The organism is Streptomyces turgidiscabies Car8 (assembly GCF_000331005.1).
Classification (GTDB): Bacteria; Actinomycetota; Actinomycetes; order Streptomycetales; family Streptomycetaceae; genus Streptomyces; species Streptomyces turgidiscabies.
Genome location: NZ_AEJB01000103.1, coordinates 21,498 through 35,893 on the forward strand (window position 1 = coordinate 21,498; position 14,396 = coordinate 35,893).

Genomic DNA, 14,396 nt, shown 5'->3' on the forward strand with positions numbered 1-14,396 from the left:
TCCTACCGTTCGATGTCGCAGGGGCCCGCCGCGGCGGACACGCAGGTCTGAATGAGGACGCCCGGCTCGGCCTCGGTGATCTCGCCGGTGCGCAGGTCACGGACGGCGCCCGCGTTGAGCGGCGTGACGCAGCCGAAGCAGATGCCCATGCGGCACCCGGACGGCATGAGCACGCCGGCCTCCTCGCCGACGTCCAGCAACGGCGTGGCGCCGTCCGCGTCGACCGTCTTGCCGGTGGTGCTGAACGTGACCTCGCCACCCTCGCCGGCGACGACGACGCCGGGACGGAAGCGTTCGGTGTGCAGGCGCTCTTGGACGCCGTGTTCGCTCCAGTGCTTTTCGGCGGCGTCGAGCAGGCCCGCGGGCCCGCAGGCCCAGGTCTCACGCTCGGCCCAGTCGGGTACGAGTTCGTCGAGACGGGCGATGTCGAGCGTGCCGTCGGTGTCGGTGTGCAGTTCGGTGAGACGCAGCTTCTTGTCCGCGACCAGGTCGTGCAGATCGCTGCGGAAGATCACGTCCTGGGGCCGCGGCGCGGAGTGGACCATGACGACGTCGTCGAACTCGGTGTCGCGCAGCATGCCCATCACCGGCGTGATGCCACTGCCGGCCGTCAGGTAGAGCACCTTGGCGGGCTTGGCCTCCGGCAGCACGAAGTCACCGGTCGCCTGGTCGAGGTGGATCAGGGTGCCCGGTTTCGCCCCGCGGACCAGGTGGTTGCTGACCTTGCCGTCCGGGATCGCCTTCACGGTGATCGTGACGCGGCCGTCCTGGCGGTCTGTCGGGGAGGTGACCGAGTAGGCACGCCACAGACGCACCCCGTCGACGTCGACCCCGATGCGCACGTACTGACCGGCTGTGTGGCCGCGCCAGCCCCGCCCCGGTCTGATCACGATGGTCGCGGCGTCGCCCGTCTCGGGGTGCACGGCCTCGATGCGCCCACGCAGGTCGGCGCCCGCACGCAGTGGGCTGACCAGGTCGAGGTAGTCCGACGGCAGCAGCGGCGTCGTGACCATCTCCAGCAGTTTCCACGCCCTACTGCGGAGGGCTGCACTCGTCATGACTCCAGCTTGATGCGCCGCAGGGCGTAAAGTCCTGTCCGTAGGACGTAAATCTGGTCGGCTGAATTGTTCGCAGGGAACAAAAAATGAGTCATGCAATCCGGAGGGCCACCGAACTGGCCCTGGATGAGACGACGGTCACCGTACTTCGGGCCACGCTGAAGACCACTGCCGACGAGGTCGTCCAGGCGATCATCGACGAGGTCCCTCCCTACGCCAACGCTCTGTCGGGAAGCATGGGCGGCACCATCCGCCGAGCCGTCCGTACCGCCCTGGGGCACTACCTGGACCTCGCGAGCGGGAACGTCACGGGCGGCGACGCCGGTGACGCGGCCTACGAGCTGGGCCGTGGCGAGGTGCGCGACGGCCGTTCGATGGACGCCCTCCTCAGCGCCTACCGCGTCGGCGCCCGCGTGGCCTGGCGATGTCTGGCCGCCGGTGCCGTACCCGCGGGTCTGCCCGCCGCCGAGGTCGCCAAGTTCGCCGAACTGACCTTCGCCTACATCGACGAGCTCTCCGCCGCGAGCGCCGCGGGCCACGCCGACGAACTGGCCGCCCGGGGCCGGGCTCATGAGCGCCATCTGGAACAACTGGTCCGCGACCTCCTCGCCGACGCGAGCCCGGACGTGCTGCTGGCCTCTGTTCAACGGGCCGCGTGGCAGCCTCCGGTTTCGCTGACCGCGGTCCTGCTCCCCGCCGACCAGGCCCGGCCCGCCTACCGCGTGCTCGACCCGAGCACCCTCGTCCTCGACGATCTGCCGGACACCACCGGTGTGCTGCTCGTCCCCGATGCCGACCGACCGCATCTGTTGAGGCAGCTGACCGGCCGCACCGCCGTGGTCGGCCCGGCCCGGCCATGGACTCGTGCGTCCGCCTCGTACGCACGAGCCGTCCGCGCGCGTTCCCTCTCCGCTGATATCCGGGACACCGAGGAGCACCTCCCCGAGCTGGTGCTGAGCGCCGACGCGGACGCGTTCGCAGACCTGCGTGCCCGGGCCCTCGCACCGTTGCGGGCCCTGCCTGCCGCGACCGCGCGGCGGCTGGAGGAGACGTTGCGGGCGTGGTTGCTGCACCAGGGCAGACGGGACGAGGTGGCGGCGGCGCTGTTCGTCCATCCCCAGACCGTCCGGTACCGCATGTCGCAGCTGCGAGAGCTGTTTCCGGATCTCGCCTCACCGCACCGGGTCCTCGAACTGACGATGGCAGTCGGTCTTCAGGCCGGCTGACTCGTTCTCGCCGTCCAGGACCGTGTCCGCGAGCGGTCCGGGAATCGTGACGTGGGGGAGGGGGGTCGGGAGGGGTGGTGGGTTTGGCGAGGGGGTCGACGCGGATGGCCTGGAGGGACATCTGCACGCCGAGTGCACACGCCAGCCCGCACCCCGTGCGGTAAGGGCGTCGAAGGTGTCCTCAACGGCGTCTGGCGCCCCTGCATCCGGGGGCGCCTCCGGTCCTGGAGCTCGGCAGATACCCGACCGAGTGCGACCTCCACCTCAACGGTCGCGCGCTGCTCCTCATCTCTCGTACTTCTGCTGGAACACCCCGGTCCCGCTGGCAGACCCCGACCTGCCGCCCGCAATGCCTCCATCCCATCCGCCACTTGCCCGCCGCCACCCAGCACGCCGACGGCCACGCACCCCTGCACGCCTGCTCGGCACCACCCGCACCGTCATCCCGCGGGCCGCGGCCACCGGAGCCACCACCACTGAGGCCACCCGGCACGCCGGTGTCCCCTCCCACGACCGCGAGCCATCACACGACGGTCCTGCGCGACGCCCGCCTGATCACCAGCCACCGCCACGCCGACACAGTGCTATACGCCCTGACACCCCTGGGGGCGCCCCTGCTGCAACAGAACGGATGATGGCATCGCGGCCACTGCCCCTGTTCGGCGCACCGGCACGGCTCGACACCGGGATAGCCGTGAGCCGCTCGGGCTCGGCGTGGCGATCGGCATGACGGTGATCGAGCGCGGGCATGCTCACCCAGGTCGCCGACGGAAGCGTCCTCGCCCAGTTCGATGCTTTTCGCCACAGCTGCGTCAGCCGCCGCGGCGCGGGGGAGCCTGGCCACCGCACCCCGCTGCGGTCGAGGCGCCTTCCACTGGGGCCAGGCCGAGGACTACTGCATGGAGTTCCGGAGTCGGCGCCACACTCAGGTACAACAACGGTGGCTGGATCACCCGCAGCTCCGGCAGCCACCGAGAAGCGATCAACACCGGAGGCTCACAGTCGGCCGACTTCTTCGCGACGGTGAACGGAGCAGACCCAGTCCGTCGCCGAACTCGCGATCGCGCCTGCCTTGAGCACCTGATCCCCCCTTCGTTCGAGCGCTCCCCTGACAGGCCAGGCACAGTCCGGGCCCCGCTCCGCGCGTGCGTCGCTGCTCGCCCGGCGCGGCGCCTGCCTGGCCGCCGGAGCGGGACGCCGTACCGGTCGTCCCCACGTCTAGGGCTGAAAGAGGGGGACGACGGAGATCAGCGGTCCCAGGTTCCGTCAACCGGAGATTTTATTCTCTCTCTCGTCCGGGGTGATTTTTCGGATAGCGTATGTCGGCGCCCACCAGTGGCGCTCTGCAAAAGATTCGGTGGAGGCAAAGACATGCACTTACGGTTCCTTACTGTTTCGGCAATCCTCGCGCTCGGTGGTCCGGCTGTTGCGCTCGGCCACGCTGCACCGGCGATGGCGGCATCGTCCGGAGTGGCGGCGCCGTCTGCCCTGACGGAACTTCCCGCCGCCATCAATCCGAGCGGCGGTGTGCCGGCTCAACCTCAGGGAACCACGCTGGTCCAGGTCGGTTTCCTGTCTCAGCTCGATTACTCGTTCGTGGCAGGGCAGCCTACGGCCGCCGCACAGATCTTCAATTTCCTGCCGCGAGGCGTGGCATACGGCTTGGGTGCGGACACGAACGATGTCGTGGTCGCGCAGTTACGTCCGTTGGACACCACTGACACCCTTGGATACATCACCACCGTCGCACTGCTGTATATCCCGTCAAATGACGTGGACCCTCTACAACGGGCGCTCCTTAATAGCGGGTCACCGCTGTATAACAACCCGGACAGCCGGGTCACGGCATTGATGTCTCATATTTCGCCCGAAATTCCCCCTATACCTGCACCGCAACCGCTTGACTGATTTGGCACTGTGATGGCGTCTCGCTGTGTGGTGGAGAGATCTCCGTGATCGAGTGCGCGGGTTCTGCTCCCTCGGGTGCGCCGTCTGCCAATGGCTGATCCCGGCTCGACTGGCAGGCCACCGTGCAACTGTCCCTGAGCGAACGGGCAGTTCAACCCCAGGGGGTGCACGGTGGTTTTGTGCTCGCATGACCTACGTCGCCTGCTTGAGTCCCGTTCGTCCGACGGTTTTGAACCCGTCCGCGAGGTCGCCGAGCGGCTGCTGCAGGAACTGATCGAGGCCGAGGTCGCCTCCGCAATCGCCGCCGAGTGGAGCGAACACACCGACACCCGCACCACCTGGCGCAACGGCCACCGGGACAAGACGGTTGTCGGCGTACACAAGCAGGTGCTCAGGCGGGTACCCGTGAACGTGCCGGCGGATGGGAGGTAGCCGGGTGGCAGGGCCAACATATTGGGGTGACAGGTCTCGACCTCCCGGACATGATCGGTCAGTTGTTCCGTCATGTCTGACTACGGGGGTCCGCCACGTCCATCCACATCGAACGAGTCTGGTCGCTCCCTTGGAGCGCCGCTGATCCCAGCCGGAACCCTTTCGACTGGGACGATGACGAGGCGGTACGGCTGACGGCGCTTGTCGTCCCGATGGTGCCTTCCGAGGCCGACAGGGCGGCTGATCCCGACCGGTTGGCGGGCTACCAGTTCATGGACAACGTGACCGTGCTCCTGGTGTCCCGTTACGGCCGGTGGGCCTGCGGTTGGGGACGCTCGGTTCACTACGGTGGACCCGTCGAAGCCTGGTGCTGCGAGTCGCACTCGGTCACAGGCGCGCAGGAGACCGCCGAACGTGTCGTGACCTGCCTGCTGGAGTGGCGTGACTGGCTGGAGGACATGGCCGAGCGGTTCGAGCAACTTGCACCGCACCCCGACGCGGACGCCGAGGACCGAAGCTGGCATCTCGAACGGGCGGTGACCCGACTGGTCACCGCGGTCGTCAGCAGCACCCACGCCGAATCGTCCTGGTACGGACTCTGTGAGACGACGCTGACCTGGTTCCTCACTTCCACCGGCCTGGGATTGGAAGAGGCGCAGAAGGCGGTGGAAGCCGCGATCGGCGGCCGGTTCAAGAGCCACGTTGCGCCCGCCCCGACCCTGGTCGACACGGTTGGAGAGGACCTGGCGATTCGCCTGACCGGTCGCGGGTTCTATCGTGAGCGATGACGCGCTGGCGGCGTGGTGCAAGGTCAGGGAGCAGGTCGACTGGTCCTCGGCCGCGCGCGTGGGCTCGGCACCGGTGTGCCCGGCCGTCGACGGACTCGCTGCCTGGTTCGACGGTCCGGTCCGCGTTCGCGACCGGGATCGTGCCGACCGACTGCTCGCTGCGATGGTCCTGTCCCGTGTCGCGGCCTCACAGGGAGAGCCGCTCACGCCGAGCCTTCTCACCGGCTGGCAGAGGCTGGTCCTTGGTGTGAACGAGGTGGGTCTGCGTCAGAGCGATGCCTTCGCCAAGGGCGGCCGGGAACGATACGGGCTCACGCCCCATACATGGCAGGACTTCGCCGCCTGCCTGTACCAGAGCGCCGACCCGTCGGTCCCCCTGACCGCCCGCGCGGCCAGGGCATACCTCGACATCGCCTTCTTCCACCCGTACCCGGACGGCAACGCCCGCCTGGCACTACTGGTCCTCGCCCACGTCCTGGAGAGGGAAGGAGTACGCCTGGATGAAGTGGGGCCGCTCCAGACCACCCGCTACGCGGACGACCCTGACGGCGCGCTCGACTTGGCGACTCTGGTCAGCGTGCTGATCCGTGCCACTCGCCGTCGGGCGACTGCACGGTGAGGGAAGGCTCCCGCCGAAGCTGACAGGTGAGCACGTTCAGCAGTACGCGGCTGAGCACCTACCCGGGTACGCCGACGACGGCGACCACGCTGGCCGGCGACTTGGAACCAGCCCTCCCGAAACTGCGGGCCGGGAGCTTCTTCCCCAGCTTGCTGCAGCGCCGGCGACGCAGCGACCAGGCGCTCTGCGCGGTCGTCACAGAGGTATTCGTCCACGGTGTCTCCGCCCGCTCCGTCGATCACCTCGTCAAAGCCCTCGGCTCGACACCGGGACATCCAAGAGCGACGTCTCCCGGATCTGCGCGGACCTGGCCGAACAGCTCGACGCCTTCCGGACCCACACGCTGGACCACATCCGCTTCCCCTGCCTCTTCGTCGACGCCACCTACGTCCCCCCACGGAGGGCGGTCGCGAAGTCGGCGGCGTCATTTCCGGCGCCAGCGAGACCGAAGCCTTCTGGGCACAGGTGCTGCGCTCACTGCGCGAACGCGGTCTGATCGGCGTCCGCCCGGTCATCTCCGACAGCCATCGCGGCCGGGTCAAAGCCATCCGCAAGGTCATGCTCGGCGCCGTCGGGCAACGCTGCTGAGTCCACTTCGTCCGCAACGTCTTCGCCGTCATCCCCAAGGGTTCCGCGGAGATGGTCGCCGCGACGATCCGCACCGTCCTCGCCCAGCCCAGGGCCTGCCTGGTCGAGGTGGGCACGCATCTCGTGCTGGACGCCGAGCCGGCCGGCTGCCGCGCCGGGGAAGTGACGTTGGTGGGCCACCTGCCCCGCTCCTGCGGCCCCGGCGAACTGGTCCTGGCCGATCGGGAGTTCCTCGGGGTGCCGCTGTGGCGGGCCTTCACCACCACCGGTGCCCATCTGCTGTGGAGGGGGGCCGCCAACCGCGTCCTGCCCGTCGACCGGATGCTGCGGGACGGGTCCTGGCTTTCCGGCATTCATACCGGCACCGATCCCGCTCACACCGACCCCGTCACCGTGCGGGTCCTGGCCTACCAGCTGGCCGGCACCCGCCGTGCCGCCGAGAGCTACCGGCTGGTGATCAGCCTGCTCGACGCCCGCCGCCCTGTATCGCGAACGCTGGGAAGTGGAAACCGTCTGCGCCGAGCTCAAGACCCATCAACGCGGAGCCCACGCCTACATGGAGTTCTTCGATGTGATCCTCGGACTTGCCGGCTTTCGTGGCCACCTGCATGACCATCCGCGCGGCGCGCTACAGGACACCGGCTGTTGACACTCCGGCTGACCTGGCGGTGATGCTCAGGGAGTTCGTCGTCGGCGCCTGAACGGGCTTGATTCCCGGCGAGTTCTTGAGCCGGACGGGGTGCGTCGCAGCGGACGGCTGCGGCACTGGCTGGATCCAGGGCCCGTCGTCTGTGCGCCGCCGGTGCTGGGCCCGTCCAAGGGCGGTGCGTCTTCGAGTGGTACCCCCGCGTGGTGGGGCGGCAGTCGGATAGGACAGCATCTGCTCAGCCATCGCCTGCCCGTGAGGGGTCGTCATGCGTTCTGCCCGCCGCGCCGCCATGTCCGTCCTGTTCACCTGCCTGGTGCTCGCGGGCTGTTCTCCTGCTTCGCTGGGCGGCGCTGTGCCGTCGGGGAGTGCGAGTGGTACGGCGGAGCCGTCAGGTGCAGACGGGGCCGGGCGGGCGATCGCGGTGGGGGCGGGTCCGCAGAGGACGTACACGGTGCAGAAGCAGCCGGCGGCGGGCAGTTGCCACTACCGGTATCTCAAGGGCGAGCCGTTGCAGGACCCGGGGTGCACGCCGGGCGCGGTCTCTCCGGCGGTCACCCAGTCGAATCTGCAGTCGACGATATGCCGCAAGGGCGGCTACACCTCCGGGATCCGGCCGTCCACGTCCGTCACCGGCAGGGAGAAGAAGCTGAACGCCGCCTCCTACGGGTTTACCGGCCGCATGGCGGATGCCGAGTACGACCACCTGATCAGTCTGCAGTTGGGCGGGGACCCGAACGACTACCGCAACTTGTGGGTGGAGCCGGCCGATCCCGGCCACAAGAAGGGATCAGGGGTCAACAACGCCAAGGACCCGGTGGAGACGAAGCTGCACACCGCGGTCTGCAAGGGTACCGTCACCCTCGCCGCCGCCCAGAAGGCGATCGTCACCGACTGGACCACCGCACTGACCCGACTCGGCCTCGGCTGAGGCACTGCGCCAAGCTCGATGCCGAGGTGGTGCAGCGGCCACGGACGAAGGGGTTCGAGCCGTTCCCGATACGGTGGGTGATCGAGCGGACCTCCGGCTGGCTGATGCAGCACCGCCGTCCGGCGCGGGACTACGAAGCCCTCACTCAGAGATCGGGGGCGCCCGCCCTGCGGCGACCCTCCGAGTGGTGCCGTACGCCAGCGCCGAGCCGCACGTTCAGGCCCGCCGGAGCGACGACGAGAGCCTCGTCGGCGGGAAAGGGAACGCGCTGCCACGGCACCTGCCGCCCGGCCAATGTGCGGCCCCTGCCGACCAGAACAGCCGGCAGCCCGGCTTGCTCGGTGAGCAGGGCTGTCCGTCTCCGCGGCGGTCTGGTTCCGCGTCAACCGCGTGGCCGGAACGTGTGGGGGATTGGCGATCCCGCCCGGAGCCGTCAGGTCGTGCGCCGAGCGTGAGTGGCCAGTCGGTCACTGGGTCTTGGCAGCGCCTCCTGGCCGGGGCTTCGGCAGGACTGCCGGCGAGGCAGGTTCCATGTCCGGTGTCCGGTGCCATGTGGCTTCCACGACCCGAACGATTGATTCGACTTTCTTCACAGAGGAATCGACGGCGTCTTGCGCTCATTGCGCGTGAATCGATTGCATGGTTAGCTGCTCGCGTACCTAGGAGGTGTCCTTATGGACGACATCGATCGGGCCATCCTGCGCGAACTGCAGACCGACGGGCGCATCCCCTACGCCGATCTCGGCCCGAAGGTCGGCCTGTCGGCGTCGGCCGCGCGGCAACGGCTGCAGCGGCTGATCGACACCAAGGCGGTGCAGGTCGTCGGAGTCACCGACCCGATGGCGATGGGCGGGCAGGCCATGGCCCTACTCGGACTCCGAGTCGACGGCGATCCGAGGGCGGTGGCCGACGAACTCTCACGCCACGACGAGGTCGTCTACGCCGTCCTGACCGCCGGCACCTTCGACTTGTTCGCTGAGGCCGTCTGTCGGCGTCCGAGTGACCTGCTGGACTTCGTCAACGACGTCGTGCGTCCCATCGAGGGCGTGACAAAGGTGGAGAGCTTCCCCTACTTCGGGATTCACACGCACCGGTTCTTCTGGAACGTCGGCTGAGCAGCGCCCAAACTGGCGGACCGAGGTGGTGAGGAAAACCCTCGACGCCACTGTGGACCTCCAACTCTTTGTCTTTTGAACCCACTTCAGGGGTCCGTGCGATGGCGTGGCCCGCCGGCCCGCATCACCTCTGTCTGATCGCGCTCGCCGATCCGCAGCGACCGGGCTGTCGCGGGTCAACCAACTGTTGAACGGAGAATTCGATGGGCATCTCCTCTGCCGAGTGGCTGGTGGCGCCGATGGTCGCAATCGAGGAGGAGCGGGCCGCAGCCCTCCTCGCGGAGCGATTCGGCATCGAGGGAACACTCGAGGAACTGGGCAGCAATCACGACCGCAACTTTCGGGTGCGCACCGGTCCGGATGAGCACGGGTACGTCTTCAAGGTCTTCAACCCGGTCATCGACCGCGCGGTACTGAGGGCGCAGTCCGAGGCCACTGAGCGCCTCGCCCGGGCGCTGCCGGAGCTGCGGCTACCGCGGGCCCGGGTTGGAGTCGACGGGGAACACATCCAGACCGTCTCCGTGGACGGCCAGGACTACGACTGCCAATTGCTCGACTATGTTCCCGGTGAACCCATCATGGACAGCCGCTATCTGGCTCCGCGGGTGGTGGCGCGGCTGGGAGAGCTTGCCGGAAGCAGCACCGCGGCCCTGGAAGGCCTCGACATACCGGCTCCGGACAGGCCGATGCTGTGGGACCTGCGCAACGCACTCGAAGTCGTCGAGACACTGGCCCCGCACATGGTCGACCAGCGAAGGGCCGAGCGTGTGCTGCGAGCCGCCCGCGCGGCACAACAACTGGTGGAGGGGCACGCCGCGCGGCTTCCCGTACAGGTCATTCACGGCGATGTGGCCGACAACAACGTGGTGTGCCGGACGGACCCGGACGGCCGCCCCATACCGGTCGGGCTGATCGACTTCGGAGATCTCACACACAGCTGGGCCGTGGCCGAGCTCGCGGTCGCCTGCACTTCCGTCCTGCATCATCACGGAGCCACACCGGCTTCGGTGCTGCCCGCGGTCCGCGCGTTCCACGCCGTACGGCCCCTCGTCGGAGACGAGCTGGACGTACTGTGGCCCCTTGTCGTGCTGCGCGGCTGCGTGCTGGTGGTATGCGGGCAGCACGCAGCACTGCAGGACCCCGCCAACAGCTACGCTACGGCGGCCCTTGACCGTGAGTGGGCCATGTTCGAAGCCGGCGCCTCGGTACCGGCCGAGGTGATGGCGGCCCACTTCCGGCAGGTGATCGGCGAACCCGCCCCGCACAACGATCCACCGACCTCGAGCCACCCTCTTCTCCCCGAACTTCCCTCCGAAACAACGGTGCTCGACCTGTCCGTCACCAGCGACGCGCTGCACGGCGGCGGCTGGCTCGATCCCGACGCGGAGTCCACTGTGATCGCACGGGCACTGGCCTCGGGCGGCACGGCAGTGCTGACCCGGTATGGAGAGTGCCGTCTCACCCGTACACGGGTCGACAACACAGAGGAGAGCGCCACGCTCGCGCTCGGCGTGGAGGTGCACCTCACGATCCCGCTGGCGGTCCACGCGCCGTGGGCCGGCACGGTCACCCGGCACGCAGAGCACGGAGTGACCCTGACCGCCGGGGGGCTGCACCTGGTGCTCGACGGCATCAACCCGGCCGGCGCGGTCACCGACGGAGGAGAGGCCGTATGCGGTCAGCAGTTGGGCACCGTCGCCGCCCGGGACGACTGGTACCAGTTGGATGCGCAACTGTCCCGGCTCGGCACGGGAATTGCGCCACGCTTCACTCCGCCAGGGCTGGATGCGGGCTGGCTGACGATGTGCCCCGATCCCACCGGCCTGATCCTCTCCCGGGCGGACCGTCCCGTGGCGGGCACGCCCACGGAGCCGGAAAGTGTCCTGCTGGAGCGTCGAGTGAGGTCTTTCGCCACCGTGCAGGAGCACTACTACGAAACGCCTCCGCAGATCGAGCGCGGCTGGCAGCACCACCTGGTGGACACCCGCGGCCGCGGCTACCTGGACATGCTCAACAACGTGACCGTCCTGGGCCACGGGCACCCGCGACTGGTTGAAGCGGTGCACCGGCAGTGGCAGCGGCTCAACACCAACTCCCGTTTCCACTACGCCTCGGTGGTGGAGCTTTCGGAGCGGCTGAGCGCGCTCCTGCCGGACGGACTCGACACCGTCTTCCTCGTCAACAGCGGCTCCGAGGCCGTGGATCTGGCACTGCGGCTGGCCTGGGCCGCTACCGGGAGGCGCGACGTCGTCGCGATGGAGGAGGCGTACCACGGCTGGACCTACGCCGGCGACGCCATCTCCACCTCCACGGCCGACAACCCGAACGCCTTGGCCACCCGCCCCGAGTGGGTGCATACGGTCCCCACGCCGAACAGCTACCGCGGCCCGCACCGCGGCCCTGAGGCGCACCTCTACGGCCCCGAGGCCGCGGCAGTGATATCCGACCTGGTCAGGTCCGGACGCCCCCCAGCGGCGTTCGTGTGCGAGCCCTACTACGGCAACGCCGGCGGAATGGCTCTGCCCGACGGCTACCTCGAGCAGGTCTACGCCGCCACCCGGGAATCCGGCGGTCTCTGCGTCGCCGACGAGGTGCAGGTCGGCTATGGACGGCTGGGCTCCCACTTCTGGGGCTTCGAGCAGCAGGGCGTGGAACCGGACATCGTCGCTGTCGCCAAGGCGATGGGCAACGGCCATCCCCTGGGGGCGGTGATCACCCGACGCGAGATCGCTGACGCTTACCGTTCGCAGGGCTACTTCTTCTCATCGGCCGGCGGCAGCCCGGTCAGTTCGGTGGTCGGGCTGACCGTGCTCGACGTACTCCGCGACGAAGGTCTCCAGGAGAACGCACGCACGGTCGGCGCACATCTGCGAACGCGGCTGCTGCGACTCGCTGACAAGCACCCGCTGATCGGCGCCGTTCACGGCAGTGGCCTGTATCTGGGCCTCGAGTTCGTCAGAGACCACGAGACACGGGAGTCGGCGACCGAGGAGACAGCCGCCATCTGCGAACGGCTACGAGAACTGGGCGTGCTGATGCAGCCGACTTCGGACCGGATGTGCGTCCTGAAGATCAAACCGCCGCTGTGCCTGACCATGGAGAGCGCCGACGTCTTCGTCGACGCCCTCGACGAGGTACTCACCCACGGATGGTGAAACACGGTAAGGGCGTACCTGTCGGCGGCTGTCCTCTGGCACCGATCAGTGGTGCCCTTCAGCCTGCCCTGGGCTTCTGATCCTGGGATTCGAGGAGGCGGCCGAGACGTCGGATCTCGGCGATCAGGCGGGGGACGTCCTGGCGGGCGTTGGCGATGAAGTCGGCGTTCTCGTCCCGGTGTTCGTCCGCGACGTCGACGTGTCGTAGCTGCTGGACCAGGGTGGCGGCCACGATCTGGCGGTGGTCGGAGTCCGGCCAGCGTTCGCCGGCGCCGGTGTCGGGGACAGTACTGATGGCGACGAGACTCACGGTGAAGGCGTCGTCGAGTTGGCGCACATGCCAGGGCCCGGGGGCGCATGAAAGGTAACTGCCTCGATCTCGGCGAGTATCTCGTCGGTCAGTGGATCGGGGGTCTCGTCCGGATCTGCGCTGGGCGGCCCGCAGCTGGGCTCGGGTCAAGCGAGCGGCGGTGTGCGGGGCGGGTGCCCCGGCGAGGACCGCGCGTGCTTCCCGGGAATCCAGGCCCACGCCGCGGACGGCGAACGCCGCGAGAGCGGCCGGGCAGTACTGCTTGAGGTGCGAGCGCAGCTGGTTGTTGAGCTGGGCGCGGTTCCACACCGTGTCCTGCTGGGCGCGGGCGGCGATCACCGGACCTGGCGGAAGCCCTCGGCGTCCAGGATTGTCGCGATGACGGGGGGTCTGTCTGCCCTGACGGCCGTCCGCACGGCTGCAGCCTGTCGTCACCGTTCCGTCACAAGCGGCCGCCGCCCGGAACGCTGCCCCTCTCCCGCCCTGTCTGCACTCACGTACGACGACGACGCGTACCGCGGGGCAACAACCGACGACCGAAACCCGCGGACGAGACGACTCAGGGGGACGACAACATGCGGCACAGCAACGGCATTCGCAGGGCGGTTCTGGCGACGACGGCGGTTACGGCCGTCGCGGCGGCGGTGACCGGCATCCTGCCCGGTGCCGCCCTGGCGGCGAGCACCGCCACCTCCACCCCGCCGCCCGACTGCTCGGCCTCCGCCCTCCAGGTCAGCGCCTGGCAGGCTGCCAACCGGCCCGTCGGTACGGGGACCGGGGCGGCGGTTGTGCAGTTCACCAACGTCTCCGGGAGGACGTGCGTCGTGAAGGGCCATCCGACGGTCGCGGGCGCCGGCAACGGCTCGCCCGCCCGCAACACCCCGCTCAAGGTCACCGCTACCGGCAGGGCGGTCACCGTGACGGTCCGGCCGGACGGCAAGGCGTGGGTGAAGCTGACCTTCGTCCAGGTCCAGGGGGAGGGCGACGGCTACTGCGTGTCGGGCAAGGACCCGGTGACGTATCCGACGATGGTCATCGGGTTGCCTCACTCCGGGAAGCACCAGGTCGCCCTGGACGAAGGGGTGTGGGCCGAGTGCGACAACAAGGTGACTGTCACACCGGTCTCGGCGGTCAAGCCTTCCTGACCCCACCGTCCCCACGGATCGAGCAGCCCGCACGACGATCGCAACGCTCTGACCTGCGGTGATCGAACTCCGATGACACAAACTCGTGTCCGTCGAAGTCTGATAGGCAAACGGTCAAGAGCCAGTGTCACGGGACAGCGAGTGAGCACCACAGGACGTAACGACGGCGACGGTGTCCCGTCGCAACGGACCTGGTCACAATTCGGATGATCTGGTCCGATTCGCTCGTCGCCTCAGGTGATCTGGTCCGCGTGAATGTGCTGTCCGGGATCGATGAACGTGTCGGAGTCCCGGAACGAGGAAAGGTACCGAGCCCCGTGCCTGGACACTGGAGAGAGCCAGCGCAGGGGTCGGCGGGCAAGGGTGACGGGCTCGTTCCCGACGGCCCTAGGCGAACCCCTGATCCCGGCGTCGGGGCGGGTGGTCTCTTGTTCCGGGAAATCCCCTCGTTCCCCCGGGTGGATCCGTCGCACTG

11 protein-coding genes and 2 pseudogenes are annotated in these 14,396 nt (G+C 68.6%); 11 read left to right on the forward strand and 2 right to left on the reverse strand.

From position 1 onward, the window contains the following. Nucleotides 1-2: 2 nt before the first annotated feature. Entirely contained in the window at nt 3-1,058 is a 1,056-nt protein-coding gene (locus tag STRTUCAR8_RS05725; protein ID WP_044471687.1) for a ferredoxin reductase, read from the reverse strand. Between the two features lie 86 nt (nt 1,059-1,144). On the opposite strand from STRTUCAR8_RS05725, the gene STRTUCAR8_RS05730 reads away from it, so the two are divergent. From STRTUCAR8_RS05730 to STRTUCAR8_RS05765, 10 genes and pseudogenes are all read left to right on the forward strand, one after another. Further along, nucleotides 1,145-2,284: a PucR family transcriptional regulator gene (locus STRTUCAR8_RS05730; RefSeq protein ID WP_006374498.1), complete on the forward strand. Its 1,140-nt coding sequence runs from the start codon at nt 1,145-1,147 to the stop codon at nt 2,282-2,284. A 1,371-nt stretch (nt 2,285-3,655) separates the two neighbouring features. Then, nucleotides 3,656-4,192: a hypothetical protein gene (locus STRTUCAR8_RS52325; RefSeq protein WP_006374504.1), complete on the forward strand. Its 537-nt coding sequence runs from the start codon at nt 3,656-3,658 to the stop codon at nt 4,190-4,192. A 171-nt stretch (nt 4,193-4,363) separates the two neighbouring features. Further along, nucleotides 4,364-4,624 (forward strand): transposase, encoded by a 261-nt coding sequence (locus tag STRTUCAR8_RS05735; protein WP_006374510.1) that lies wholly within the window; start codon nt 4,364-4,366, stop codon nt 4,622-4,624. Between the two features lie 254 nt (nt 4,625-4,878). Next, nucleotides 4,879-5,412 (forward strand): hypothetical protein, encoded by a 534-nt coding sequence (locus STRTUCAR8_RS05740; protein ID WP_234372604.1) that lies wholly within the window; start codon nt 4,879-4,881, stop codon nt 5,410-5,412. Next, nucleotides 5,402-6,031, forward strand: a complete 630-nt coding sequence (locus STRTUCAR8_RS51585) for a Fic family protein (protein ID WP_006374533.1) — start codon at nt 5,402-5,404, stop codon at nt 6,029-6,031. The genes STRTUCAR8_RS05740 and STRTUCAR8_RS51585 overlap by 11 nt, the downstream gene beginning before the upstream one ends. Before the next feature lie 77 nt (nt 6,032-6,108). Then, a pseudogene (locus STRTUCAR8_RS49315) lies at nt 6,109-6,715 on the forward strand (transposase); the annotation flags it as partial. Between the two features lie 818 nt (nt 6,716-7,533). Beyond that, nucleotides 7,534-8,196: a hypothetical protein gene (locus STRTUCAR8_RS05755; RefSeq protein WP_006374495.1), complete on the forward strand. Its 663-nt coding sequence runs from the start codon at nt 7,534-7,536 to the stop codon at nt 8,194-8,196. Between the two features lie 14 nt (nt 8,197-8,210). Continuing rightward, a pseudogene (locus tag STRTUCAR8_RS53900) lies at nt 8,211-8,357 on the forward strand (IS5 family transposase); the annotation flags it as partial. Nucleotides 8,358-8,870: 513 nt separating this feature from the next. Continuing rightward, the gene (locus STRTUCAR8_RS05760) at nt 8,871-9,311 is read left to right on the forward strand and encodes an Lrp/AsnC family transcriptional regulator (protein WP_006374534.1); all 441 of its coding nucleotides are present in this window, start codon (nt 8,871-8,873) and stop codon (nt 9,309-9,311) included. A gap of 203 nt (nt 9,312-9,514) precedes the next feature. Further along, nucleotides 9,515-12,466, forward strand: coding sequence for an aminotransferase (locus STRTUCAR8_RS05765; protein ID WP_006374516.1), 2,952 nt, complete (start codon nt 9,515-9,517; stop codon nt 12,464-12,466). 58 nt (nt 12,467-12,524) lie between these two features. Here the strand turns inward: STRTUCAR8_RS05765 and STRTUCAR8_RS53905 are convergent, their stop codons facing one another. Continuing rightward, nucleotides 12,525-13,115 (reverse strand): hypothetical protein, encoded by a 591-nt coding sequence (locus tag STRTUCAR8_RS53905; protein WP_006374536.1) that lies wholly within the window; start codon nt 13,113-13,115, stop codon nt 12,525-12,527. A gap of 236 nt (nt 13,116-13,351) precedes the next feature. Between STRTUCAR8_RS53905 and STRTUCAR8_RS05775 the strand changes: the two genes are divergently transcribed. Beyond that, entirely contained in the window at nt 13,352-13,921 is a 570-nt protein-coding gene (locus tag STRTUCAR8_RS05775; protein ID WP_006374517.1) for a DUF4232 domain-containing protein, read from the forward strand. The last annotated feature ends 475 nt before the right edge of the window (nt 13,922-14,396 follow it).

Coding starts and splice junctions, on each gene's coding strand:
- STRTUCAR8_RS52325 (WP_006374504.1), top strand. CDS start 3,656: ATGCACTTACGGTTCCTTACTGTTTCGGCAATCCTCGCGCTCGGTGGT.
- STRTUCAR8_RS05755 (WP_006374495.1), top strand. CDS start 7,534: ATGCGTTCTGCCCGCCGCGCCGCCATGTCCGTCCTGTTCACCTGCCTG.
- STRTUCAR8_RS05730 (WP_006374498.1), top strand. CDS start 1,145: ATGAGTCATGCAATCCGGAGGGCCACCGAACTGGCCCTGGATGAGACG.
- STRTUCAR8_RS05775 (WP_006374517.1), top strand. CDS start 13,352: ATGCGGCACAGCAACGGCATTCGCAGGGCGGTTCTGGCGACGACGGCG.
- STRTUCAR8_RS05725 (WP_044471687.1), bottom strand. CDS start 1,058: ATGACGAGTGCAGCCCTCCGCAGTAGGGCGTGGAAACTGCTGGAGATG.
- STRTUCAR8_RS05760 (WP_006374534.1), top strand. CDS start 8,871: ATGGACGACATCGATCGGGCCATCCTGCGCGAACTGCAGACCGACGGG.
- STRTUCAR8_RS05765 (WP_006374516.1), top strand. CDS start 9,515: ATGGGCATCTCCTCTGCCGAGTGGCTGGTGGCGCCGATGGTCGCAATC.